General features: G+C 64.5%; 20 protein-coding genes. 10 read left to right on the top strand and 10 right to left on the bottom strand.

Features of this window, described 5'->3' with window-relative positions:
- Positions 1-3: 3 nt before the first annotated feature.
- Positions 4-1,224, bottom strand: coding sequence for a cytochrome P450 (locus tag K3F49_RS13835; RefSeq protein WP_234681502.1), 1,221 nt, complete (start codon positions 1,222-1,224; stop codon positions 4-6).
- 106 nt (positions 1,225-1,330) lie between these two features.
- Here K3F49_RS13835 and K3F49_RS13830 point away from each other — a divergent pair, with 106 nt between their 5' ends.
- The 10 genes from K3F49_RS13830 to cnbZ all read left to right on the top strand — a co-directional run bounded on the left by K3F49_RS13830 (position 1,331) and on the right by cnbZ (position 13,797).
- Complete coding sequence (locus tag K3F49_RS13830; RefSeq protein ID WP_234681501.1) at positions 1,331-1,873, top strand: phosphonopyruvate decarboxylase; 543 nt, start codon at positions 1,331-1,333, stop codon at positions 1,871-1,873.
- Positions 1,870-2,460: a thiamine pyrophosphate-dependent enzyme gene (locus K3F49_RS13825; protein WP_234681500.1), complete on the top strand. Its 591-nt coding sequence runs from the start codon at positions 1,870-1,872 to the stop codon at positions 2,458-2,460. Before K3F49_RS13830 ends, K3F49_RS13825 begins: the two co-directional genes overlap by 4 nt.
- A gap of 141 nt (positions 2,461-2,601) precedes the next feature.
- Entirely contained in the window at positions 2,602-3,303 is a 702-nt protein-coding gene (locus K3F49_RS13820) for a TetR/AcrR family transcriptional regulator (protein ID WP_234681980.1), read from the top strand.
- A 1-nt stretch (position 3,304) separates the two neighbouring features.
- Positions 3,305-4,498, top strand: coding sequence for an efflux RND transporter periplasmic adaptor subunit (locus K3F49_RS13815; RefSeq protein ID WP_234681499.1), 1,194 nt, complete (start codon positions 3,305-3,307; stop codon positions 4,496-4,498).
- A 79-nt stretch (positions 4,499-4,577) separates the two neighbouring features.
- Complete coding sequence (locus K3F49_RS13810) at positions 4,578-7,673, top strand: MexW/MexI family multidrug efflux RND transporter permease subunit (RefSeq protein ID WP_234681498.1); 3,096 nt, start codon at positions 4,578-4,580, stop codon at positions 7,671-7,673.
- Between the two features lie 105 nt (positions 7,674-7,778).
- Positions 7,779-8,762: an ABC transporter substrate-binding protein gene (locus K3F49_RS13805; protein WP_234681497.1), complete on the top strand. Its 984-nt coding sequence runs from the start codon at positions 7,779-7,781 to the stop codon at positions 8,760-8,762.
- Between the two features lie 54 nt (positions 8,763-8,816).
- Positions 8,817-11,408, top strand: coding sequence for an ATP-binding protein (locus tag K3F49_RS13800; protein ID WP_234681496.1), 2,592 nt, complete (start codon positions 8,817-8,819; stop codon positions 11,406-11,408).
- Complete coding sequence (locus tag K3F49_RS13795) at positions 11,405-11,794, top strand: response regulator (RefSeq protein ID WP_234681495.1); 390 nt, start codon at positions 11,405-11,407, stop codon at positions 11,792-11,794. The genes K3F49_RS13800 and K3F49_RS13795 overlap by 4 nt, the downstream gene beginning before the upstream one ends.
- Entirely contained in the window at positions 11,791-13,041 is a 1,251-nt protein-coding gene (locus K3F49_RS13790) for an adenylate/guanylate cyclase domain-containing protein (RefSeq protein ID WP_234681494.1), read from the top strand. Before K3F49_RS13795 ends, K3F49_RS13790 begins: the two co-directional genes overlap by 4 nt.
- 9 nt (positions 13,042-13,050) lie before the next feature.
- Positions 13,051-13,797 (top strand): 2-amino-5-chloromuconate deaminase CnbZ, encoded by a 747-nt coding sequence (gene cnbZ, locus K3F49_RS13785; RefSeq protein ID WP_234681493.1) that lies wholly within the window; start codon positions 13,051-13,053, stop codon positions 13,795-13,797.
- A gap of 113 nt (positions 13,798-13,910) precedes the next feature.
- Here cnbZ and K3F49_RS13780 read toward each other — a convergent pair whose 3' ends face one another.
- The 9 genes from K3F49_RS13780 to K3F49_RS13740 all read right to left on the bottom strand — a co-directional run bounded on the left by K3F49_RS13780 (position 13,911) and on the right by K3F49_RS13740 (position 23,953).
- Positions 13,911-14,795 carry an ABC transporter permease gene (locus K3F49_RS13780; RefSeq protein WP_234681492.1) on the bottom strand — a complete coding sequence of 295 codons (885 nt, stop codon included), beginning with the start codon at positions 14,793-14,795 and terminating at the stop codon, positions 13,911-13,913.
- Positions 14,796-14,798: 3 nt separating this feature from the next.
- Positions 14,799-15,740 (bottom strand): ABC transporter permease, encoded by a 942-nt coding sequence (locus K3F49_RS13775; RefSeq protein ID WP_234681491.1) that lies wholly within the window; start codon positions 15,738-15,740, stop codon positions 14,799-14,801.
- 10 nt (positions 15,741-15,750) lie between these two features.
- Positions 15,751-17,259: an ABC transporter substrate-binding protein gene (locus K3F49_RS13770; RefSeq protein ID WP_234681490.1), complete on the bottom strand. Its 1,509-nt coding sequence runs from the start codon at positions 17,257-17,259 to the stop codon at positions 15,751-15,753.
- A 22-nt stretch (positions 17,260-17,281) separates the two neighbouring features.
- The gene (locus K3F49_RS13765; protein WP_234681489.1) at positions 17,282-18,388 is read right to left on the bottom strand and encodes an ABC transporter ATP-binding protein; all 1,107 of its coding nucleotides are present in this window, start codon (positions 18,386-18,388) and stop codon (positions 17,282-17,284) included.
- Positions 18,388-19,377, bottom strand: coding sequence for an ABC transporter ATP-binding protein (locus K3F49_RS13760; RefSeq protein ID WP_234681488.1), 990 nt, complete (start codon positions 19,375-19,377; stop codon positions 18,388-18,390). Before K3F49_RS13760 ends, K3F49_RS13765 begins: the two co-directional genes overlap by 1 nt.
- A complete protein-coding gene (locus K3F49_RS13755) occupies positions 19,374-20,084 on the bottom strand; it encodes a DUF1028 domain-containing protein (RefSeq protein WP_234681487.1) in 711 nt (236 codons plus the stop codon). The genes K3F49_RS13760 and K3F49_RS13755 overlap by 4 nt, the downstream gene beginning before the upstream one ends.
- Positions 20,085-20,093: 9 nt before the next feature.
- Positions 20,094-21,899 (bottom strand): gamma-glutamyltransferase family protein, encoded by a 1,806-nt coding sequence (locus K3F49_RS13750; RefSeq protein WP_234681486.1) that lies wholly within the window; start codon positions 21,897-21,899, stop codon positions 20,094-20,096.
- A gap of 81 nt (positions 21,900-21,980) precedes the next feature.
- Complete coding sequence (locus tag K3F49_RS13745; RefSeq protein WP_234681485.1) at positions 21,981-22,970, bottom strand: ABC transporter ATP-binding protein; 990 nt, start codon at positions 22,968-22,970, stop codon at positions 21,981-21,983.
- Positions 22,967-23,953: an ABC transporter ATP-binding protein gene (locus K3F49_RS13740; RefSeq protein WP_234681484.1), complete on the bottom strand. Its 987-nt coding sequence runs from the start codon at positions 23,951-23,953 to the stop codon at positions 22,967-22,969. Before K3F49_RS13740 ends, K3F49_RS13745 begins: the two co-directional genes overlap by 4 nt.
- Between the last annotated feature and the right edge of the window lie 3 nt (positions 23,954-23,956).

The following is a 23,956-nucleotide window of genomic DNA, read 5'->3' as shown; positions in this document are numbered from 1 at the left end:
ACCTCAGCCGATCGCGCAGGGGACGCTCAGGAAGCCGCGGAACCGGACGCGGCCGCCGCGCACGGGCTTGTCGCTCACGGCATAGTCCGGGAAGCGCGCCAGGAAACGCGAGATCGCAATCGCGCCTTCGAGCCGGGCCAGCGCCATGCCGGCGCATTGATGCGCGCCGGTGGCAAACGCCAGATGCCGGTTCGGTGTGCGCGCGACGTCGAAGCTTTCAGGGTCGGAGAACTGCGCAGGGTCGCGGTTGGCCGCACCGATGCACAGCGTCACCGACGTGCCGGCTTCGAGCATGACGCCGCCAAGCTCGACCGGTTCGGTCGTCATGCGGTTGCCGAGCTGGTTCGAACTCTCGTAGCGCAGGATTTCTTCCACCGCGGTCTTGATCATGTCTGGATTGTCGATCAGCCGCTGCTTCTGGTCCGGATTCCGATGCAGCGCGACGAGGCCGTTGCCGATCAGATTGGTCGTGGTCTCGTGGCCGGCATTGAGCAGGAAGATGCAATTGTGCAGCAGTTCCTTCTCGGCCAGCCGCTCGCCGTTGTCTTCGCCCTGGATCAGGCGCGTCAGCACGTCCCGCTCGGGATTGCTCGGCTTTTGGCGCCGGCGCGCGACCAGCGTTTCGAGGTAGGCCAGGAAATCCGTCACCGCCTTGTTACCGCGCGCGGCGACTTCGGGCGACACGACCGGCTCGAGCGCGCCAAGGATCGCCAGCGACCAGTCGCGCAACGGCCCGCGCTCCTGATGGGGGACGTCGAGCAGATTGCCAATCACCTCGATCGGGATGGAGGCGGCAAAGTCCTCGATCAGCTCGCAATCGCCTTTGACCGCGATGGCATCGAGCAGACCGTCGACCAGCTTGACGATGTCGCCCTCCATCCCCGCGATCGCACGCGGCGACAGCGCACCCATGATCAGGCGCCGCACCCGGGTGTGCGCGGGCGGATCGTTGAAGACGAGGCTCGTGGTATGGTGCTCGTAGAGCGGCGTGTCGCCATATTTCGGCGCGAACTCGCGCTTCTTGTCCGAGCTGAACGATTTTGTGTTCTTGTAGGTGCTGACGAGGTCGTCGTAGCGGGTCAGGAACACGGTGCCGCTTGGCAGGCGTTTGACCGGCTCGTTCTCCCGCAGTGCACGATAAGTCGGGTAGGGATCGTCGTAGAATTCGCTCGTCAGCTTCGCCAGATCGAAATTGGCCGCCAATTCTTTCGCATCTGCGTTCATGCGCCATACTCATCGGTTGAGACCGATATGCCGTTTTCGCTCTTTCGAGCCGTGCTGATCACCGTCTACAGTCTCGCTGTGATTTGCTAGCCGACCGGACAGAAAAATGCACGCCCGCGCTGACGCTGCCGACACGGCCCCGAACTGGCCGGATGATATTTTCGCGACCTTGCAACGCTTCGACGTTCGGCAGGTGCCTTACGTTCCCGATGCCGGCCATTCGAAGCTGATCCAGCGCGTGCTGGGCTCGTCCATGATGCGCGGCATTCCGCTGACGACCGAGGAGGAGGGCGTGGCGCTGCTCGCCGGCGCCTGGACCGGCGGCCAGCGCGGTGTGCTGCTGATGCAGTCGAGCGGCGTCGGTAATTGCATCAACATGCTGTCGCTGATCCCGATCCTGCGCTTTCCGTTCCTCGCCCTCGTGACCATGCGTGGCGAGTGGGGCGAGTTCAATCCGTGGCAGGTGCCGATGGGCTCGACCACGCAGGGCGTGCTTGAGCTGTCCGGCGTCAAGGTGCTGCGCGCCTCGAACGCAGCCGAAGTGCCGGCGGTGTTGGAGGCGGCCGCGGCGCAAGCCTACAATGCGCTGACGCCCACCGCCGTCCTGCTGTCGCAGCGCCTGATCGGCGCCAAGGTGTTCACCAGATGAGCAAGGCCAATCTCCTCGACCGCCGCCAGGTGGTGTCCGCGCTGCTCGCGAACCGCAAGGACGTGGTTGCGATCGGAGGCCTCGGTGCCTCCACCAACGACATCACCGCCGCCGGCGATCATGCCCGCAACTTCTATCTCTGGGGTGGCATGGGCGGCGCTGCCATGATCGGCCTCGGTCTTGCGCTGGCGCAGCCAGAACTGCCGGTGCTGGTCATCACCGGCGACGGCGAGATGCTGATGGGCATGGGCAGCCTTGCCACCATCGGCCTGCAGAAGCCGTCCAACCTCTCGATCGTCGTTCTCGACAATGAGGCCTATGGCGAGACCGGCGGCCAGACCAGCCACACCTCGGCTGCTGCCGACCTCGTCGGCGTCGCCAGGGCCTGCGGCATCGCCGACAGCCGGTCGATCTCGACCATGGCGGAGGTGGGGGCCTTCGCCAAAGCCGTCCACGACCTCTCGGCGGGCCCGCGCTTTGCCAATGTGAAGATCGACAGCGCCAGTGTGGAGCGGATCTTGCCGAGCCGGGACGGGACCCACATCGTCAACCGGATCCGCGGCGACCTCGGCTTCCAGCCGATCTGACGCGCGTCCCCTGATCCGGTTCCCCGCGGGTGGCCCTCCGCGGAGGTAAGCTGTGACCGATTTCCAACAGATCGTCACCCATCTAGGTTGCGCCGCACCATTTGGCTTGACTTTGGCGTGGGTGAGTGCTTACTCACTAATATGAGCTCATTGCGTATGACGAGCGACCTGAGGCGTCAATTGATCCTCGGAGCCGCGAAACGCTGCTTTGCCCGACACGGCTATACCGGCACCACGACCAAGAGCGTGGCGGCCGCTGCGGCTATTTCCGAGGCGCTGCTGTTCAAGCATTTCCCGTCCAAGGCGGCGCTCTACGCTGAAATCCTCAGCGACGAGTGCGAGGCGGACCCGGCGCTCATGGAGTTGCTCGAGCGCGAGCCGTCGACGGCCACCCTGGTCGAGCTGATCCGCGGCATGGTCCAGCACTTCCTGGAGATCGCCGGCGGCCCCGACCAGGAGGAGGCCCAGCGCCTGCGACTGACGGCCACCAGTCATCTGGATGACGGCGAATTCGCTCGTTTGCTATACGCCAAGATCGAGACGCTGATCGGAGCGATCTTCGTCGCCTCGCTCGAACGTGCGGTCGCCGCCGGCGATGCGCGGCCGTGCGGCATCGAACCGCTCAACCTGTTCTGGTTTGCGCATCATACGGTGATGACCGCTGCGCTGACCAGGCTGCCGTCCGTACCCTGTCTTGCTTATGGCAGGGCGAGCGAATTGGAGCGGCAGCTCTGTGAGTTTCTCTTGAGAGGTATCGGACTTAACGACGCCGCAATTGCTTCGCATCTGGGCCGCGATCAGGCCGCGGGTGCCGGCAAGACGGCGATTGCAGAAAGCGCATGACATGAACATCGTAGCCGAACACAAGATTTCGGGCGAACCGATCGACAGCAAGGCCCCCAAGCGTCCGGTCCGGCCGGTGCTCTGGTTCATCATCGTCGGCGTGCTCCTGGGCGCGTTGGTCGGAGGCCTTGTCTGGTTCAATTATTTCCGTGGCCAGATGATCAAGCAATTCTTCGCCAACAACAAGCCGCCGCCGACCGCGGTCAGCGCGGCCGAGGCGAAGTCCGAGGTGGTCCCGAACCTGCTCACCGCAGTCGGCGGCCTCGCCGCCGTACACCAGGTCGACGTTAGCGCCGACGTCAACGGTCGCGTCACCGAGATCAAGTTCGAGCCGGGCGCGCATGTTGAGGCCGGCATGCCGCTGGTGCAGCTGTTCGACGCGCCGGATCAGGGCGACCTCGCCAACTACAAGGCGCAGGCAACTGTCGCGCAGCTGTCGCTCGACCGCGCCAAGCAGCTGGCGTCGCGTCAGTTCGGTCCGCAGGCGACAGTCGATAACGCGCAGGCCGCCTATGACCAGGCGCTCGCAGGCATCGCCAAGACCGAGGCTCTGATCTCACAGAAGCTTGTGCGTGCCCCGTTCTCCGGCGATCTCGGTGTCCGCAAGGTGGAGGTCGGCCAGTATCTGACGGCCGGCACGGCCATCGTGTCGCTGACCGATCTGTCGGTGCTGTGGGCCAATTTCACGGTGACGGAAAAGGACTCGGGCAACCTCAAGGTTGGCCAACCGGTCCGGCTCAAGGTCGATGCCTATCCGGGTCGCACCTTCGACGCCAAGATCACCACGATCGAGCCGCAGATCGCGACCGACACCCGCAATATCCGCGTGCAGGCGACGGTCGCCAATCCGGAAAAGATCCTGAAGCCCGGCATGTTCGTGACCACCACGGTGGTGCTGCCGGACAAGCCGGCGGTGGTCACCGTGCCCGAGACAGCGGTCGACTATACGCTGTACGGCGACTCGGTGTTCGTGATCACGGAAAAGAAAGAAGAGGACGGCAAGACCAGCCTGAGTGCGGTGCGCACCTTCGTGCAGACCGGCAACCGGGTCGATGGTCGTGCTGAAATCGTCAAAGGCCTGAAGCCGGGCGACAAGGTCGTCGCCGTCGGCCAGCTCAAGCTGCAATCGGGCTCGGCTGTGTCGATTTCAGCGGATCCGGCTCCGCCTATCCCGGCGCAACCGCCACGCTACTGACAATGCGCCCGCATGATCCGGCAAGGCCGGATCATGCTTCGTAAGCCCAAGAAATCGAGATCGAATCGAGATCGCCGCGATGCGCTTCACTGATATTTTCATCAAACGCCCGGTCCTGTCGATCGTCGTCAGCCTGCTGATCCTTCTGATCGGTCTGCGCGCGGCGACGACGCTGCCGATCCGGCAATATCCAAAACTGTCGAACACGGTCATCAACATCACGACCGTCTATCCCGGTGCATCCGCGGACCTGATCCAGGGCTTCATCACGACGCCGATCGAGCAGGCGGTCGCCTCGGCCGAAGGCGTGGACTACATGACCTCGTCCTCGGTGCTCGGCACCTCGACGATCCAGGTCTACATCAAGCTGAACTTCGATCCGAACCAGGCGCTTACCGAGGTGCTGGCCAAGACGAATTCGGTCAAATATCTGATTCCGAAGGAATCCAACGACCCGATCGTCACCAAGACCACGGGCCAGACCACCGCGGTGATGTATCTCGGCTTCTCGTCCGACGAGCTGTCGGGCTCGGCGATCTCCGACTACCTGACGCGCGTGGTGCAGCCGGTGCTGTCGACGGTGGATGGCGTCGCGTCCGCCGACATTCTCGGCGCCCAGAATTTTGCGATGCGGCTGTGGCTGGATCCGGTGAAAATGGCCGGCCGCAATGTGTCGCCGGCCGACGTCGCCGCGGCGATCGCCGCCAACAATTTCCAGTCCGCGGCGGGCCAGACCAAGGGCTATTTGATCGTCTCGAACATCTCGACGAACACGGGCCTGACCGACGTCAACCAGTTCAAGAAGATGATCGTCAAGGCCAAGGACGGCGGCTTCGTGCGGATGGAGGACATCGCGTCCGTCGAGCTTGCCGCGCAGACCACCGATGCGAGCGTGGCCTTCAATGGCGAACACGCGATCTTCATCGGTGTGCAGGCGACTCCGCAAGGCAACCCGCTGACGCTGGTCAAGGGCGTGCGCGCGCTGTTCCCGGAGCTCGAGCGTAATCTGCCGCCGTCGATGAAGATGAAGGTCGCTTACGATTCGACCAAATTCATCCAGTCGTCGATCGACGAGGTCGAGAAGACGCTGGGCGAAGCCATCGTGATCGTCATTGTGGTGATCTTCTTGTTCCTGGCATCGTTCCGCTCCGTTATCATTCCGGTTGTCACGATTCCGCTCTCGATGATCGGCGTCTGTACGCTGATGCTGATGCTGGGCTTCAGCTTCAACTTGCTGACGCTGCTGGCCATGGTGCTTGCGATCGGCCTTGTGGTCGACGACGCCATCGTGGTGGTGGAGAACATCCACCGCCATCTGGAGGAGGGCAAGACACCGGTGCAAGCGTCGCTGCAAGGCGCGCGCGAAATCGTCGGTCCGGTCGTCTCGATGACCATCACGCTCGCCGCCGTGTACGCCCCGATCGGCTTCCTCGGCGGACTGACCGGCTCGCTGTTTCGCGAATTCGCCTTCACGCTGGCGGGCTCCGTGATCGTGTCCGGCGTGATCGCGCTGACGCTGTCGCCGATGATGTGCTCGGTGCTGCTGAAGAACACGGAGGAGGGCCGGTTTGCCAAGCTGGTGAATGGCGTGTTCGGCGCAATGACACGCTGGTACGGTCGCAGGCTCGACCGATCGCTCGACTACAAGGCCGTCACCGGCCTGTTCGCGGTGACGATCCTCGGGCTCGTCGGCTTCCTGTACATGCACACATCGAAGGAGCTGGCACCCGAAGAAGACCAGGGCATCGTCTTCGCGGTGACCAAGGCGCCGAAATACGCCAACATCGACTATGTCGATTTCTACGGCGAGAAGCTCGACAAGGAATTCCAGAAGTTCGCCGAAACTGATCTGCGTTTCGTGCTGAATGGCATCAACGGACCGCAGGGCGGTATCGCCGGCATGCTGCTGAAGCCGTGGGACGAACGCAAGCGTTCCTCGATCGCGCTGAAGCCACTGGTCCAGGCCGAGCTCTCCAAGATCGAGGGGGTTCAGGCCTTTGCGTTCAATCTGCCGCCGCTGCCGGGCGGGCCTGGCGGCCTGCCGGTGCAGATGGTGATCAACTCGACCGCGGGCTTCCAGGCCGTCTACGAGCAGATGGAGAAGCTGAAGGCCGCCGCGCGCAAGAGCGGCATGTTCATCGTGTCCGACAGTGACCTCGCCTATAACCAGCCCACCGTCACGGTGAAGATCGATCGCACCAAGGCCCAGGACCTCGGCGTCAACATGCAGAACGTCGGCAGCGCACTGGCGGTGCTGCTCGGCGGCAACTACATCAACCGCTTCAATCTGGAGGGCCGTTCCTACCAGGTGATCCCGCAGGTGCCGCGCGGCCAGCGGCTCTCGCCGGAATCGCTCGGCGGTTACTACGTGTCGACCAACAGCGGCCAGCAGCTTCCGTTATCGACAGTGGTGTCGATCGAGACCAGGACCGATCCGAATTCGCTGACGCATTATAATCAGCTCAACTCGGCAACGTTCTCTGCCGTGCCGATGCCTGGCGTGACGATCGGTGCGGCGGTCGACTTCCTCGAAAGCGAGGCCAAGAATCTGCCGCAGGGCTTCAGCCACGACTACCTCGCTGACAGCAGGCAATACGTGCAGGAAGGCAATCAGCTTGCGATCACCTTCGGCTTCGCGCTGATCATCATCTTCCTGGTGCTGGCGGCACAGTTCGAGAGCTTGCGTGATCCACTGGTCATCATGATCTCGGTGCCGATGGCGATCGTGGGGGCGCTGATCCCGCTGTTCTTCGGCGTCGCGACCATGAACATCTACACCCAGGTCGGTCTGCTGACGCTGGTGGGTCTGATTACCAAGCACGGCATCCTGATGGTGGAGTTCGCCAACGAGCTTCAGATCAACGAGCGGCTCGACCGCCGCTCGGCCATCGAGATGTCGGCCCGCATCCGCCTGCGGCCGATCCTGATGACCACGGCTGCGATGGTCACCGGCCTGATCCCGCTGCTGACCGCATCCGGCGCCGGTGCGGCCAGCCGCTTCTCGATCGGCCTCGTGGTCGTGGCCGGCATGTCGATCGGCACGTTGTTCACGCTGTTCGTGCTGCCCGCGGTCTACGTCGTGCTCGCGACCGACCATCGCGCGGCGGCCGACTCCGAACGGAACAAGGAGGTCAACGATCTCGACCTTGGCGCCGAGGCGTTGCGGCCGACCTGACCAAGGCTCGATTTGTGTGCAAAGCGGCAACAGCCATCGCTGTTGCCGCTTTTTTTTCGTCGCGCTATATTTGCAATGGCGCCGTCGCGCCACGGCGGGATGGGGATGATCAAGCGGCGCGAATTCTTCGGAGGGCTCGGCTCGCTCGTGCTGTTGCGGCCGCGCGCGGCGATAGCCGAGAGCGGCCGGACCTTTCATCTCGGCACATTGACGCCGATCGCGCCGGTCACCGAGACGAGTCCGACCGGCGAGATCCTGATCAAGGTCCTCGCCGAGCGCGGATTCAAACTCGGACAGAACCTCACCCTCGAGGCGCGCGGCGCGCTCGGAGACGTCGCGAAGCTGCCTGCATTGGTCGCGGAGCTGAAGGCCAAAGGCGTCGATGCCATCGTGATCGGCGGCTATCCGACCGCGATAGCGCTCAAGGGAGTCGGCATTCCGACCGTCGCGGCCATCGGCATCGGCGATCCCGTGGAGACCCATCTGATCGAAAGCCTCTCCCACCCCGGCGGCAACATCACCGGCATTTCGGACGTGGCGGCGACCTTGAGCGCCAAGCGCTTGTCGCTGCTCAAGGAGATGTCGCCGAAGCTCGCCAAGGTCGCGATGCTCTGGAACGAGGACGACCTCGGCATGACCATGCGCTATCAGGCATCTGCCAAGGCTGCCCAAGCGCTCGGGCTGTCTGTGCAGGCCCTAGGCGTGCGCGAACCCGACGATTTCAACGAGGCCTTCGCCGCGATGGACGGCGACACGCCGGACGGCATCCTGATGGTGGCGGACGGGCTGACTAACCTCAATCGCAAGCGCGTGTTCGATTTCGCGGCCGCGAAGAAGATTCCGGCGATCTACGAATTCGACTTCCTCGCTCGCGACGGCGGGCTGATGTCCTACGGACCGGACCTGTCGGAATCCTTCGCGCGAGCGGCGGCGCTGGTCAGCCGCATTTTCAGAGGCGAGCGCCCCGGCGACCTGCCGTTCGAGCAGCCGACCCGTTATCCCCTCGTCCTCAACCTGAAGACCGCCAAGGCGGCGGGGCTCGAGTTTCCGCCCACTTTGTTGGCGCTCGCCGACGACGTCATCGAGTAACCCCCTGCGCCGCCGCAAGAGACAAGGTCCCGCCTTCTTGCTAGGCTTGGGGGAATGAGCATTTCCGCCCATCCCGACACCCCGCAAACCAGGACGCTGCCGAGCGCGGCCGCGGACGGCGTCGCGTCCGCCGAGGCGGGACGGGGGGGCAGGACGCGGCTGTTCACCAAATACGTCGCGCTGTTCGTGGCCGTGGTCGCCGTCGCCCTGCTAGCCAATGGCCTGTTCGAGGTCTTGTTCTACTATCGGGAGCACAAGGCCTCGCTGATCCGGGTCCAGCACGAGCAGGCCGAGGCGGCAGCCGCCAAGATCGGCCAGTTCGTCAAGGAGATCGAGAGCCAGCTCGGCTGGACCACGCAACTGCCGTGGTCGGCAGGCTCGATCGAGCCGCGCCGGTTCGACGCGCTGCGGCTGCTGCGTCAAGTGCCGGCGATCACCGAACTCGCCCAGGTGGATTCGACCGGCAAGGAGCGCCTGCGCGTCTCTCGACTGGCGATGGACGCGATCGACAGCGGCATCGACCTGTCGAGCGACCCGAAGTTCACCGAAGCCGTCGCGCACAAGGTCTATTACGGGCTGGTGTATTTCCGCCGGGAGTCGGAGCCCTATATGACGCTGGCGCAGGCCGGTGCCCGCAAGGATGCGGGCGTCAGCATTGCCGAGGTCAATCTCAAGCTGATCTGGGATGTCGTGTCCCAGATCAAGGTCGGCGAGCACGGACACGCCTATGTGGTCGGCCCGGAGGGGCGGCTGATCGCGCATCCCGATATCAGCCTGGTTTTGCGCAACACCGATCTGTCGGGACTGGCGCAGGTGCGCGCTGCGCTCGCCGGTGGCGTCATGCCGGACGCCTTGCAGGAAGCGACCAACATCCAGGGGCAGAAGGTTTTGACGGCGTCAGCGCCGATCGCCCCGCTCGGCTGGACCATGTTCGTCGAGCTGCCGGTCGAGGAGGCCTATGCGGCGCTCTATGCCTCGTTGCAGAGGCTTGCGATTGTGCTGCTCGCGGCATCGATCTTTGCGGTGCTCGCCGGGATTTTCCTTGCGCGCCGCATGGTCGGCCCGATCCAGGCATTGCGCAGCGGCGCCGAGCGGATCGGCGGCGGCGATTTCTCTCAGCGCATCTCGATCAAGACCGGCGACGAGCTCGAAGGCCTTGCCGATCAGTTCAACGATATGGGCGCGCGATTGCAGGAATCCTATGCCGATTTGGAAAGGAAGGTCGAGGTACGAACGGCTGAACTGAGCGAATCGTTGGAGCAGCAGACCGCGACTTCGGAGGTGCTGCAGGTCATCAGTTCGTCTCCGGGCGAGCTCACGCCGGTGTTCCACAAATTGCTTGAGAATGCCACGCGCGTCTGCGGCGCGAGTTTCGGGATCATGAACCTGTGGGACGGTGAGGGCTTCACCATCGCGGCGGACTACAACGTGCCGCCGGCCTTCGCCGCTTCGCGGCGGGATGTGGCGATCCGTCCTCATCCAGAGAGTGCGCTCGCCGCCGTTGTGAAGACACATCAGGTCGTTCACGTTCACGATGTGCAAAACACGCCTGCCTATATTTCTGGAGGATCAAGCATTCGCGGAATCTCCGATGTCGCCGGCGCCCGCACGATCGTCGTCGTGCCGATGCTGAAGGAGAACGAGTTGATCGGCACGATCGCAGTCTATCGCAAGGAAGTCCGTCCGTTCACCGACAAGCAGATTTCTGTCGTCGAGAATTTCACGAAGCAAGCCGTCATCGCCATCGAGAATGCGCGGCTACTGAATGAGTTGCGCAAGCGCACCATGGAGCTCTCGCAGTCCCTTGATGAGTTGCGCGCGGCTCAGGGTCGCCTGATCCAGACCGAGAAGCTTGCGTCGCTTGGCCAGCTCACGGCTGGCATAGCCCACGAGATCAAGAACCCGCTCAATTTCGTCAATAATTTCTCGTCGATCTCGACCGAGCTGATCGATGAGCTCAATGAGATCCTGCAAACAGCATTGCTCGATGGCAAGACGAAGGATGAGGTGGACGAGCTGACCGGCATGCTGCGGGGGAATCTCGAAAAAGTGGTGCAGCACGGCAAGCGCGCCGATTCCATCGTCAGGAATATGCTGCTGCACTCGCGCGAGGGTTCCGGCGAGCATCGCCCCGCCGACATCAATGCGATCGTGGAGGAGAGCCTCAATCTGGCCTATCACGGCGCACGCGCCGAGCGGCCGTCGTTCAACGTGACACTCGATCGCGACCTCGATCCGACCGCGGGGATGGCCGACGTCTATCCGCAGGAAATCACCCGCGTCTTCCTCAATTTGATCTCGAACGGCTTCTATGCTGCGACCAAACGCAAGGAAGGCGCCGCTGATGGCTTCGAGCCGACCCTGAGCGCGGCGACGAAGAATCTCGGCGGCAAGGTCGAGATCCGCATTCGCGACAACGGCACTGGTATTCCGCAGGACGTGAAGGAGAAGATGTTCAATCCCTTCTTCACCACCAAGCCGGCCGGCGAGGGCACCGGGCTTGGTCTTTCCATGAGCCATGACATCGTCGTGAAACAGCACGGCGGCACGATCGACGTGAACACCGAGCCCGGTGTATTCACCGAATTCATCATCACCCTGCCGCGCGTCATGCCGGCAGGCGATACTTCCGGAGGCAAGACGTGAACGTTTACATCCTGGTCGTCGATGACGAGCCCGATGTCGAGGCGCTGTTCCGGCAGCAATTCCGGCGCGACCTGCGCGCCGGCCGCTTCCAGATGGAGTTCGCACCCTCGGCGCCCGATGCGCTGAAGCTCGCGGCCGAGGTTCGCGACCCCTCGTTGATCCTGATCCTGTCCGATATCAACATGCCCGGCATGAGCGGGCTCGACATGCTGCCCATGGTGCGCGCCGAGCATCCGCATGTTCCGGTCATCATGATCACGGCGTACGGCGATGCCGAGACTCGTCGCAAGGCGATTGAGCGGGGCGCCATCGGGCTCCTCACTAAACCGATCGATTTTGCCCTGCTGCGCCAGCAGATCGACACGAGGCTTGAGCAGGCGGCATGACTCCGACCATTCTCTTCGTCGACGACGAGCCCGACCTCGAGGCGCTGATCCTGCAGAAATTCCGCAGGAAGATTCGCGACGGGCTGGTCGCCATCATGTTCGCGCGTGACGGCTTGGAGGCGCTGGAATCGCTCGAGCAGAACCCGCAAGTCGACATGGTGGTTTCCGACATCAACATGCCCAGGATGGACGGGCTGTCGCTGCTGCAGAAGCTGCAGGAAGCCGAGGAGAAGAAATCGACCATCATCGTCTCGGCCTATGGCGATATGAGCAACATCCGCACCGCCATGAACCGCGGCGCGTTCGACTTCCTGACCAAGCCGATCGACTTCGCCGACCTCGAAACCACGATCGACAAGACCCTTCGCCACATCGAGATGTTGCGCGAGGTGAGGCGCCGTCAGGCGGAGGCCGAGCGGGCTCATGCGGCCTTGTCACGCCACTTCTCGCCGGAGCTTGCCAAGCGTCTGGCAGCGGGCGGCGAGGGCGAGGGGATCGAGGTGCAGTGGCGCGATATCGCGACCATTTTCACCGATATCACCGGCTTCACCTCGCTGGTCGAGACCGCGCCGCCCGAGACGCTGGGCGCGCTCCTCAACGAATATGTCGGCGGGATGACCGAAGTCGTCTTTGCGCATGACGGGACCGTCGCAAAAATCATCGGCGACGCGATCCAGGTGCTGTTCAATGCGCCCGGCGATCAGCCTGACTATGCGACGCGTGCGGTCGCCTGTGCCCACGATCTCGATGCCTGGGCGCAGGATTTTTGCGTGCGACAGGGCGTAAAGGGTGTGAACTTCGGCACCACTCGCATCGGCATTCACGCAGGCTCCGCGCTGGTCGGCAATTTCGGCGGCAATCGCTTCTTCGATTACACCGCGTATGGAGACACGATCAATATCGCTGCGCGGCTGGAAGCGGCGAACAAGCAGCTTGGCACCCGCATCTGTGTCAGCTCCAGTGTCGCCGAGGCAGCCGAGAATTTTCAGGGGCGTCCCGTCGGCGATCTGATGTTGCGCGGACGCAGCGAGCCGCTGCGCGCGTTCGAGCCACTGCCGCGTGAGAGGTTCGAGGCGCCCGCGACGGCGCGCTATTCCGAGGCCTTTGCCAAGATGGAAGCCGGTGACGCCGCCGCCATGCCGGCCTTTGCCGCGCTGGTCGGCGCGCACGCGAATGATCCTCTCGCCGGATTTCACCTGAGGCGTCTGCTCAACGGCGGCAAGGGCATCCGCATCCAACTGGATTAGGAGTTCGTCATGATTCGAGAATTCTCCGCCGGCAACTACCGGTTCATTCCCTCCGTGTTCCAGTATTCGGCCGGAGCGGCCGCCGATGAAGGGCATGAGGTCGAGCGCGTCCGGTTCGATCGCCTGGTGCCTCTGGCCGAGGGGTTTGCGCTTGCGGCAAAGTTCATCCAGGAGGCAGGGCGTCCGTTGACGGCCTTCTGTGCCTGCGAGTTGCGCTCCCCGGCCGCCTTCAGCGAGGAGGGGTTTCGCGCGTTCAACCTGCATTACGTCAAGACGTTGACCGAGTGGGGCATCTTCGACGGCACCACCAATCCGGTGGCGCGCAGCAATGTCTGCCCGGAGATCGATCCGCCGTCGGAGCCGTCGTTCTACGCGTTCTCCTTTACGCGCCCGACCAACTCCAAAGCGCCGTCCTTCGTCATTGCCGGCGGCGCCGAGGCACGCGAGGGCACCGGTACTTATGTCGAACGCACGGTGCGCTATCGTGATCTCAGCCTGGAGGGTTTGCGCGAGAAGGTGCGATTCACCACGACGTCCCAGATGGAGAACCGGATGGCGGCGTTCGGATTCGGCTGGAAGGACACCACCGGCGTACAGGCCTATTCCGTGCACGACTTCCATCACGCGCTGGTCGACGAACTCGTCCGCCGCGGCGCGCTGCGCTCGGGCCTCACCTGGCATTTCGCGCGGCCGCCGGTGGTCGACCTCGAATACGAGATGGATTGCCGCCGCGTGCTGCGCGAGAGCATCATTTGAGGTCCTCATCCTGAGGAGCGGCCGTCAGGCCGCGTCTCGAAGGATGGCCGCGGGAGCGGAGCATATGGTTTGAGGCGCGCGCGAAAGAGTGCGCTCCTCACCATGAGGGACACCTAGCGTTGGCGCGGGTCGAGGGCGTCCCGCAGGCCGTCGCCGAGCAGGTTCAACGATAGCACCACGAGGAAGATTGCAAGCCCCGGCCAGATCGCCATCCAGGGTGCCTGGGTCAGGAAGCGTTGCGCCGCATTGAGCATACTGCCCCAGGATGGCGCCGGCGGCTGCTGGCCGAGGCCGAGAAACGATAGCGCCGCCTCGGCGATAATTGCCGCAGCGATCGAGAGCGTGGCCTGAACCAGTAGTGCGGGGAGGATGTTCGGCAGGATGTGCGAGACGGCAATGCGCCAGGGCGGATTGCCGAGTGCGCGCGCCGCTTCGACATAGTCTTCGGCCTTGACACTCAGCACCTGGCCGCGGGTCAGGCGGATGAAAATGGGCGTTGCCGAGATGCCGATTGCGATCATGGCGTTGCCGAGGCTCGGACCGAGGAAGGCCGCCAGCGCGATCGCCAGGATCAGGAACGGGCAGGCCAGCATCGCATCGGTGATCCGGCTGATCAGCGCGTCGACGAACCCGCCGCGATAGCCGGCGACGAGGCCGAGCGGCACGCCGATCCCGAGCGCGATCGCGACCGAGATCAGGCCGGCCAGCAGCGAGGCCCGTGCGCCGTAGACGACCCGGCTCAGGATATCCCGGCCAAGCTCGTCAGTGCCGAACCAGTGCGCCATTGTGGGTGGCTTGCGCACCAGGCTCCAGCCCGTCGCGATGGGATCGTAGGGCACGATCAGAGGCGCCAGCAACGCGAGCAGGATGAAGATGATGAGGATGACGAGGCCCGCAACCGCGGCCTTTCGCTTGAACAGGCGGCGCCGCGCGCGGCGCGCCGGGCTGTCCAGCTCGTCGGCTTGCACAAGGGGACCGGACAGGGCGGCGTCGGTCATGGCCTAGCCCCTCAGCCGCGGATTGACGAGGATGTAGGCGACGTCGGCAACAAGGTTGAGCGTGATGTAGACCGTAGCGGTCACCAGCACCACGCCCTGCACGACGGCATAATCGCGGTTGAACACGGCATCCACAATCAGCTTGCCGAAGCCGGGAATGGAAAAGATCTGTTCGGTCAGCACGGCCCCGGACAGCAGCGTGCCGAGCTCGAGCGCGCCGAGCGTGATGATCGGCGTCAGTGCGTTGCGCATGGCATGTTTCAGGATCACTGAACGCTCGGAAAGGCCCTTGGCGCGCGCGGTGCGAACGTAGTCGCTCTCCAGCACTTGGAGCATGGCGCTGCGGGTATGCCGCATCAGGACCGCGGCAATCGCGTTGCCGAGCACGAATGCGGGCATGATGGTGGCAGCCAGGCTCGCACGCCAGTTCTCGGTGAGCGGCACATAGCCCGAGGCCGGCAGCCAGCCGAGCTCGATCGAGAACAGGAAGATCAGCATGATGCCGAGCCAGAAGTTCGGCGTCGAGATGCCCCACAGCGCGAAGAAGTTGGCGCCGTAGTCCCAGGCCGTTCCCTTCTTCACGGCGGCGACGATCCCGGCGGGAATGCCGATCAGGAAGGCGATGATGATCGCCATCGAACCGAGCTGCAGCGTCACCGGCAGCTTTTGCGCAATCAGCTCGCGCACCGGCATCTTGTTGCGCAGGGACTCCCCGAAATCGCCCGATAGCACGCCCTTCACCCAGTAGGCGTACTGCACGGGGACCGGCTGATCGAGCCGGTATTGGTGGCGGATCTGCTCGATCACGGCCGGATCGCGCTCTTCGCCCGCCATCACCAGTGCGGGATCGCCCGGCAGCAACTGCTGCAGCGAGAAGATCAGCACCGACACGAAGAACAGTGTCGGTACGATCTGCACAAGCCGGCGGGCGAGAAAGTTCAGCATCGCTGCCGCGTCACTTCAGCTTGAGGCCGACGACGCGCACGAGGCCGTCGGGCATCTGCTTGTAGCCCTCGAGCTTGGTCGTGTGCGCGATGATGATACGGCGGTGATAGAGATAAAGCAGCGGCTCCTCATCCTGGACCAGTTTTGCCAGAACTTCGTAGCTGGCCTTACGCTTGGCGAGTTCGGTCACGAGCCGTGCGTCTTCCAGCGCCTTGTCGGCCTGCGGATTGTTCCAATCGCCGTAATTTTGAGGCGCGCCGCTGTGCAGGAAGACGAAGGTGTTGCCATCAGGATCGACACGGCCGCTCCAGGCGAGCATGAAGGCTTGGTAGTCGCCGGATTCGGCCTGCTTGAGCCCGGTTGCGAATTCGGTGACACGAATCTTCATGTCGAAACCGGCTTCCGCGGCCATCGACTGGATCACCTGCGCCGGTGTCTCCGTCTCCGCGCCCTTCGGCACCAGGAAGTCGACGCTGACTGGTGGCGTCACTCCGGCTTCCTTCAGCAGCGCCTTGGCCTTCTCCACATTGCTGGGGCGAACCGGCAAGCTCTTTTGGTAGTAGGGATGATCAGGATTGACCCATTGATTGCCGACCTGGAACTCGCCGTTGAACACGACCTGGTTGATCGCGTCGCGGTCGATGGCAAGGTCGAGCGCCTGCCGCACCTTGGCGGATTGGCTCAGCGGTCCCTTGGCCTTGTCCTTGCCGATGTTGAGCGTGATGCCCTGATAGCCGAGCTCGATGGCGGTTGCGACCTTCAGCCGTGAATCGGCGCGCACCTCCTTGAGATCGGTGGCGAGCACGCGCTCGATCAGATCGAGGCCGCCGGATTTCAGGTTCGCCAGCCGCACGGTGGCGTCGACGATGGGCTGGAACACGATGCGATCGATGAAGACGTTGTCCTTGTTCCAGTAGTCCGCGAACTTCTCGAACACGATGCGGTCCTGCTGCACGCGCTCGACGAATTTGTAGGGGCCGGCGCAGACCGGGTGCAGACCGAACTTGTCGCCGGCAGCCTTCGCCGCTTTCGGCGACATCATCATGCCGGCGCGATCTGTGAGCTGGGCGAGCAGCGGCGAGAACGGTGATTTCAGCACCAGCTTGACGGTGAGAGGATCGACGACATCGATATGGTCGACCGAGGCTAGCTCCGGCTTGCGGAACGAGCCGGGCAGCGTCAGATGGCGCTCCAGCGAGAATTTGGCGGCCTCCGCGTCGAACGGCTCGCCATCGTGGAATTTCACGCCGGGCCGCAGCTTGATGACGAGCGCCTTGCCGTCGTCGGCGGTCTCGCTCGACAGCGCGAGCTGCGGCACGATGTTGAGCTTCTCGTCGATGTCGAACAGCTTGTCACAGAAGGCGGCGAAGACGATGCGGCCGACATAGGTGCGCGCCATCGAGGGATCGAGGATATCGGGGTCCTCGGCAAGGCCGATGCGCAGCGTGGTCTGCGCCTGGGCGGCCCCAAGCAACAGCAGGAACGCGGCCGCGGTCGCGGCGAGGCGAAACATCTTCATCGGACAGTCCCCATTGCTCCGGCTACGTATTTGTAGGCCTTGCACTCTGTATACCAACCCCGGCCGGGCTCGCGCCTTCCGTCTTTCGGCTGAAGGCTGCGACTAATTTTGCCAGTTCCGGCGTGAATCCGCCCGCAGTGGGCAGGATGCCGTCGGCCGGAGGCAACTCGCTGATGCGATGGCAGGCGGTGGCGTGGCCTGCCTCGTCTGCCACCAACGCGGGCGCCTCGGTGCGACAGCGATCGATCACGAAGGGGCAGCGGGTATGAAAGCGACAGCCGGCCGGCGGATTGAGTGCGCTCGGGATCTCGCCCTGCAGCACGACCTTCGCCCGCCGGGCGTGAGGCTGCGGCAGCGGGATCGCGGACAAGAGGGCGCGGCTGTACGGATGGCGTGGCTCGGCGAACAGCGCATCCGCATCTGCTTCTTCGACGATGCCGCCGAGATTCATCACCGCGACGCGGTCAGCGATGTGCTTGACCACCGCGAGATCATGCGAAACGAAGATATAGGCCAGACCAAGCCGGTCCTGCAGCTCGCGCAGCAGGTTCAATATCTGCGAGCGGATCGAGACGTCGAGCGCCGAGACCGGCTCGTCGCAAATGATGAGCTTCGGCTCGACCGCAAGCGCGCGGGCAATGGCGATGCGCTGGCGCTGGCCGCCGGAGAACTCGTGCGGATAGCGCCGCGCCAGCCGCGGCTCGAGCCCGACCAGCCGCAAGATTTCCGCGACGCGCTCGCGCCGTTGCGCCGGCGGCGCGAGATCGTGCAGCGCCAGCGGCTCGGTCAGGATCTGGCCGACCGTCATGCGTGGATTGAGCGAGGCGTAGGGGTCCTGAAAAATGATCTGCGCCTCGCGGCGGAATTTGCGGAGCGCATCCGCATCGAGCGAAAGCAGATCGCGGCCGTCGAAGCGCACCGCGCCCGCATCGGGCTCGATTAACCTCAGGACCAGGCGGCTGACAGTGGACTTGCCGCAACCGGATTCGCCGACCAACGCGAGCGTCTTGCCGGCCTCGAGCGAGAAGGACACCCCATCGACGGCTTTGACATGCGCGCGCGCCCGGCCGAACAGCGAGCGTTCGGCGACGAAATGCTTGACCAGGCCTTTGACCTCAAGCAGCGCCATCACGACACCAGACGTTCGAGCGGCGCGCGGATGCAGCGCGAGAGGTGGCCGGGACTGACCTCCACCAGCGGCGGCGGCGCCCTGGTGCAGGCCTCTAGCACGAACGGGCAGCGCGCTGCGAAGCGGCAGCCGGCGGGTGGCTGCGCCATGTTCGGCACCATGCCCTCGATCGTCGCCAACTGGTCCGCGCGATGGTCCAGACGCGGGATAGAGCCGAGCAGTCCGACCGTGTAGGGGTGCTGCGGCGCGGAGAACAATTCGTCAACCGGGGCGCGTTCGACGATCTCGCCGGCATACATCACCGCGACCTCGTCGCAGACTTCGGCGACGACGCCGAGATCGTGGGTGATCAAGATGATCGCGGCGCCGCTGGCGGCCTTTAGCTCGCGCATCAGCTCCAGGATCTGGGCCTGCAGGGTGACGTCGAGTGCAGTGGTCGGCTCGTCGGCGATCAAGAGCTGTGGATCGCAGGCGAGCGCCATCGCGATCATGACGCGCTGGCGCATGCCGCCGGAGAGCTTATGCGGATATTCGTCGATCCGACGCTCCGGCGAAGGGATGTGGACGCGGCGTAACAGCTCGATCGCACGATCCCGCGCGCCGCGGCGCGAACCGCCGCGATGGCGCAAAATGGTCTCGATGATCTGGTCGCCGATGGTGAAGCTCGGGTTGAGCGAGGTCATCGGCTCCTGGAAAATCATCGCGAGCCGGTTGCCGCGCAGGTCGCGCAGCGTCTGGTCCGAGGTCTTCAGCAGGTCAAAGCCGTCGAAGCGGATTGCGCCTGATATCTCCGTCGTCTGCTTCGGCAGCAGGCCCATGATCGCCAGCGAGGTCACGCTCTTGCCACAGCCGGATTCGCCGACGAGGCCGAGCGTCGCGCCATTGGCGACGCTGAGATCGACGCTGTCGACCGCGTGGGTGACGCGGCCGTCGTCGCCGTGAAAGCGAATGCGCAGATCCCTGATCTCGATGAGAGGGCTTGCGATCATGCTTGTCTTGCTCGCGCCGCGGCGATGCTGGCGTCGATGACGCTGCGATCGGTGTTGCCGGCCGGGTTTTGCCGGGTCGGCATGGACGGGCGGAAGTGGACCCAGAGTTCGTGGCTGACCCGTTCGAGCCGCTCGAGCTCGCCGAGCGGATCGGGATGATCGTCGGCGCGAATGTCCAGCGCCGGCCATTCCTCCTCGCCGTGGATCAGCAGTGCGGCGGACTGCTTGCCGCGCTTGTCGCCGCCGGCGGCTTCGCCTGCGCGCATCGCCGCAAGCAGCCGGCGCGGGAAGGGCAGGCTGTCATTGGCGATGTAGGTCTTGGCCGTCTCCGCGAGGACGTCGGCACCGGCGAGCATGTTGCCTGCAATCGAAAAGCCGCTACCGGCGATGTGTCCGCACCAGTCGACGCAATCGCGTCCCGTATGTGCGGCAATCGCGCCGCTCGCATCCATGATGTGGATCTGACGGCTCTCGCGGCCGTCGTCGGTCGCGAGCAGGGCAGCGAGCACGTCATGGGCGTTCAGGCCTTCACGCAGCAGCTTGATGCCGTCGATCCCGTAATAGGGATTGACGAAGGCTTGCGTTGCGATGGCGCCGAGGCCCGCCGCGATGTAGGGCACACGTGCGCCGACGGCAAAGAAGCGCGTCGCAACGCCGATGCCGAACTGGCCGGTGGCAGGATCTCGCGCGATGATCGACCAGGTCATGTGCTGCCTTCAGCGTCCCGCGGCGTAGCCCTGCATGCCGCGCGGATTGGCGGCAGCGCGCCGGCGTACACCGACGCGCGAGGCCGCGGTGAGACGGCCCTCGGACCAGTCGGGGCCGACCTCCACGATATGCCCGCGCTCGCGCAGGTTCTCGATCGTTGCCTTTGGCACGCGGTTCTCGACCACGAGCACGCCGGGACGCGCGGTGCGCGGCCAGAACGAGATCGGGAAATGCTCGGAGTGCCAGGCCGGCGCATCGATGGCCTCCTGGAGATTGAGGTTGCAATGGACGTGGCGCAGGAAGAACTGCGTGATCCATTGGTCCTGCTGGTCGCCCCCGGGCGAGCCCCAGGCGAGGTAAGGCTCGCCGTCGCGCAGCGCCATGGTCGGCGACAGCGTGGTGCGCGGCCGTTTGCCCGGGGCCAGCGAGCTCGGTTGGTTCTCCTCCAAATCGAACATTTGTGCGCGGCTGCCGAGGCAGAAGCCCAGCTCGGGAATGACAGGGGACGATTGCAGCCAGCCTCCGGACGGTGTCGAGGACACCATGTTGCCAGCTTTGTCGATGATGTCGAAATGCACGGTGTCGCCGCGCACCTCGCCGAAGCGCCCTACAGTTGGTTCACCGGCGCCGAGAGCGCCAACGGCCTCGCGTTGGCCTTCAGCGCGGCGCAGCTTGACCACGCCGCCAAAGCCCTCGATCGCGCCGGGCCGGAGATCGAGCGAAGCCTTGTCGGTGACGAGCTTGCGGCGTTCGTCGTTGTAGGCGTCCGACAGCAGCGTTCCGATCGGGATCTCGCTGAACTTGGGATCGCCGTAGAACTTTTCGCGGTCCGCGAAGGCGAGTTTCGCGCATTCGATCTGGAGATGGATGAACTCCGGCCCTGTCGGATCGAGACCGTCGAGCGCAAAGCCTTTCAACAGCGCGAGCTGTTGCAGCGTTACCGGACCCTGGCTCCAGACGCCGGCCTTGCAGACGGTGTAGCGGCCATAATCGTAGGTGAGGGGCGCCTCGATCGTCGGCTGCCAGCGGGCCATGTCGTCGGCGGAGAGCACGCCGCGATGCGGCAAGCCGCTGACGTCCATCACCTCCTGTGTCCGGCAGAACTTGTCGATGGCTTCCGCAACGAAGCCCTGGGACCAGGCCTTTCGTGCACGCTCGATTTCGGCGTCGCGGCCTCCGCCCCCGCTTTCGGCCTCGCTAAGGATGCGCGCGTAGGTGGCCGCCAGCGTCTTGTTGGTGAAGAGCGTACCGGGTTTCGGTACCTCGCCGTTCGGCAGGTAGACAGCGGCCGAGGTCGGCCAATGCTTGCGGAATAATTGCTCGACGGTCTGGATCGTGGCGCAGGCGCGCTCGACCAGCGGATAGCCGTCACGGGCATAGGAGATCGCAGGCTCCAGCATGTCGCGGACACGCATCGTGCCGTAGTCGCGAAGCAACATCATCCAGGATTCGAAGGTGCCGGGGACACAGGCCGCAAGCAGGCCGGTGCCGGGCACCATGTCGAGGCCCTCGCTCTTGTAATGCGCGATCGTGGCGCGCGCCGGCGCCGGGCCCTGGCCGCAGATCACCTCGGTGCGGCCGCGCTTCACGTCATGGATGATAACAGGCACGTCGCCGCCGGGGCCGTTCAGATGCGGCTCGACGACCTGAAGCGTGAAGGCGGAGGCGACGCCGGCGTCGAAGGCATTGCCGCCTTTTTCCAGAATAGCCATGCCGACGGCGGTTGCGATCCAGTGCGTGGTGGCGACGACACCGAACGTGCCCTCGATTTCGGGGCGCGTCGTGAAGGGATCGGGATTGACGTTGCTGGCCATGGGCTACCTCATTTGCGGCGCGCGCAATTGATCACAGGCAATGCCGCGCGGCCAATGCGCGGGCCGCATGGCACGCGCGCGTCACGCCGGGACCGGCGCGGTGTTAACCGCATGGCAGGCGACGCCGTCGATCAGGCTCGGTGCTTCCTTGCGGCAGAGGTCGAACGCCAGCGGGCAGCGCGGATTAAAGGCACAGCCGGGCGGCGGATTGATCGGGTTCGGGATCTCGCCTTTCACCGGAATGCGCTGACGACCGGACATCGCGAGATCAGGCACGGCGCCCAGCAGCATCTTGGTGTAAGGCATGCGGGGCCGGGCGAACAGCTCGCGCCCCTCCGCGATCTCGACGATCCGGCCGAGATACATGACGCCGACCCGGCTCGCCATGTGACGGACCACGGCGAGGTTATGGCTGATGAACAAATAGGTCAGGCCGAACTTGTCCTGCAGGTCGCGCATCAGGTTGAGGATCTGCGCCTGCACGGAGACGTCGAGCGCCGAGGTCGGCTCGTCGCAGACGATGAATTCGGCGTCGGAGGCGAGCGCACGTGCGATTGCAATACGCTGGCGCTGGCCGCCGGAGAACTCATGCGGGAATTTCAGGCGGTCGTCGGGATGCAGGCCGACGAGGCTGAGCAGCTCGCCCACGCGCGCCTGGATGTCGCGTTCGCCCTGCATCAGGTCAAAGGCACGGATCGGCTCGGAGATGATGGCATCGACACGGAAGTGCGGGTTCAGGCTCGCATACGGATCCTGAAAGATCATCTGGATGCGGCGGCGCAGCTTTCGGCGCGCCTGGCCTTGCCGCGGATCGGTCATCGAGACGCCGTCGATCAGGACGTCGCCGGTGCTTGGCGGCAACAGGCCGACCACCATCCGCGCCACGGTGGTCTTGCCCGAGCCGGACTCGCCGACCAGCGCAAAGGTCTCGCCCTTCCTGATGTCGAAGGTGACGTGATCGACGGCCTTGAGATATTCGAGATGTCCGCCTTCCAGCAGGCGGTTGAGCCAGGGCTTCGAGACGTCGAAGACGCGGCGGAGATTTGTGGCCTGGACGAACGGGGCGCTCATGCCGCGGTCTCCGCCGGCACGCTGTCATAGAGATGGCAGGCGACCGACTGCGTGCCACGCGACAGCGGCTCCGGCTTCTCCACCCGGCAGCGGTCGAACGCAGGCGCACAGCGCGGGTTGAACGAGCAGCCGCGCGGGATCGCCGACAGGCGCGGCATCGAGCCTGGAATTTGCACCAGACGCTTGTCGTCGCCGGCAAGCGTCGGGATCGCGCCCATCAGACCCTTGGCATAGGGATGCAACGGGTTCCTCACGACGTCCTGCACCGGGCCGATCTCGGCGACGCGGCCGGCATACATCACCGCGACGCGGTCCGAGGTCTCGGCGATCACGCCCATGTCGTGCGTCACCAGCATCACGGCGGTGCCGTGGTCGCGGCCGAGCCGCTTGATCAGCGAGATGATCTGCGCCTGCACGGAGACGTCGAGCGCGGTGGTCGGCTCGTCGGCGATGATCAGCTCCGGCTCGGCGCAGATCGCCAGCGCAATCACCACGCGCTGGCGCATGCCGCCGGAGAATTCATGAGGATAGCCGTCGATGCGCTTTTCCGGCGCGGGAATGCCGACCTCGGCGAGGAGGTCGATGGCACGGCGGCGGGCGGCTCGTTCGGAGAGATTGAGGTGGGTCCGTATTGTTTCCACGATCTGGTCGCCGACCTTGTACAACGGATTGAGCGAGGTGAGCGGATCCTGGAAGATCATGCCGATGCGTTTTCCCCTGATACGGCGCATGTCCTCCGGCGGCAGATTGTCGATACGCAGGCCAGCGAGATGGATCTCGCCGCCGGCGATGCGGCCGGGCGGATCGATCAGGCCGATCACCGAGAGTCCGGTGACGGATTTTCCGGCGCCGGATTCGCCGACCACGCCGAGCACTTCGCCCTTGGCGATGTCGAAGGAGACGCCGTCGATCGCGCGCAACGTGCCGCGGCGGGAGGCGAACTCGACCTGAAGGTTGCGGACGGAGAGAACGGGTTCGGTCATGAA

The sequence above is a fragment of the Bradyrhizobium monzae genome (assembly GCF_021458635.1).
Classification (GTDB): Bacteria; Pseudomonadota; Alphaproteobacteria; order Rhizobiales; family Xanthobacteraceae; genus Bradyrhizobium.
Note: the sequence above shows the minus strand (reverse complement) of the source record. Positions and strands in the feature narration are given on the sequence as shown.

Bases quoted from the DNA above. Each gene is read 5' to 3' on its own strand.
- K3F49_RS13820 (WP_234681980.1), top strand. From the start codon at position 2,602: ATGAGCTCATTGCGTATGACGAGCGACCTGAGGCGTCAATTGATCCTC.
- K3F49_RS13780 (WP_234681492.1), bottom strand. From the start codon at position 14,795: ATGACCGACGCCGCCCTGTCCGGTCCCCTTGTGCAAGCCGACGAGCTG.
- K3F49_RS13770 (WP_234681490.1), bottom strand. From the start codon at position 17,259: ATGAAGATGTTTCGCCTCGCCGCGACCGCGGCCGCGTTCCTGCTGTTG.
- K3F49_RS13815 (WP_234681499.1), top strand. From the start codon at position 3,305: ATGAACATCGTAGCCGAACACAAGATTTCGGGCGAACCGATCGACAGC.
- K3F49_RS13830 (WP_234681501.1), top strand. From the start codon at position 1,331: ATGCACGCCCGCGCTGACGCTGCCGACACGGCCCCGAACTGGCCGGAT.
- K3F49_RS13805 (WP_234681497.1), top strand. From the start codon at position 7,779: ATGATCAAGCGGCGCGAATTCTTCGGAGGGCTCGGCTCGCTCGTGCTG.
- K3F49_RS13835 (WP_234681502.1), bottom strand. From the start codon at position 1,224: ATGAACGCAGATGCGAAAGAATTGGCGGCCAATTTCGATCTGGCGAAG.
- K3F49_RS13775 (WP_234681491.1), bottom strand. From the start codon at position 15,740: ATGCTGAACTTTCTCGCCCGCCGGCTTGTGCAGATCGTACCGACACTG.
- K3F49_RS13825 (WP_234681500.1), top strand. From the start codon at position 1,870: ATGAGCAAGGCCAATCTCCTCGACCGCCGCCAGGTGGTGTCCGCGCTG.
- K3F49_RS13765 (WP_234681489.1), bottom strand. From the start codon at position 18,388: ATGGCGCTGCTTGAGGTCAAAGGCCTGGTCAAGCATTTCGTCGCCGAA.
- cnbZ (WP_234681493.1), top strand. From the start codon at position 13,051: ATGATTCGAGAATTCTCCGCCGGCAACTACCGGTTCATTCCCTCCGTG.
- K3F49_RS13755 (WP_234681487.1), bottom strand. From the start codon at position 20,084: ATGACCTGGTCGATCATCGCGCGAGATCCTGCCACCGGCCAGTTCGGC.
- K3F49_RS13790 (WP_234681494.1), top strand. From the start codon at position 11,791: ATGACTCCGACCATTCTCTTCGTCGACGACGAGCCCGACCTCGAGGCG.
- K3F49_RS13750 (WP_234681486.1), bottom strand. From the start codon at position 21,899: ATGGCCAGCAACGTCAATCCCGATCCCTTCACGACGCGCCCCGAAATC.
- K3F49_RS13760 (WP_234681488.1), bottom strand. From the start codon at position 19,377: ATGATCGCAAGCCCTCTCATCGAGATCAGGGATCTGCGCATTCGCTTT.
- K3F49_RS13745 (WP_234681485.1), bottom strand. From the start codon at position 22,970: ATGAGCGCCCCGTTCGTCCAGGCCACAAATCTCCGCCGCGTCTTCGAC.
- K3F49_RS13740 (WP_234681484.1), bottom strand. From the start codon at position 23,953: ATGACCGAACCCGTTCTCTCCGTCCGCAACCTTCAGGTCGAGTTCGCC.
- K3F49_RS13810 (WP_234681498.1), top strand. From the start codon at position 4,578: ATGCGCTTCACTGATATTTTCATCAAACGCCCGGTCCTGTCGATCGTC.
- K3F49_RS13800 (WP_234681496.1), top strand. From the start codon at position 8,817: ATGAGCATTTCCGCCCATCCCGACACCCCGCAAACCAGGACGCTGCCG.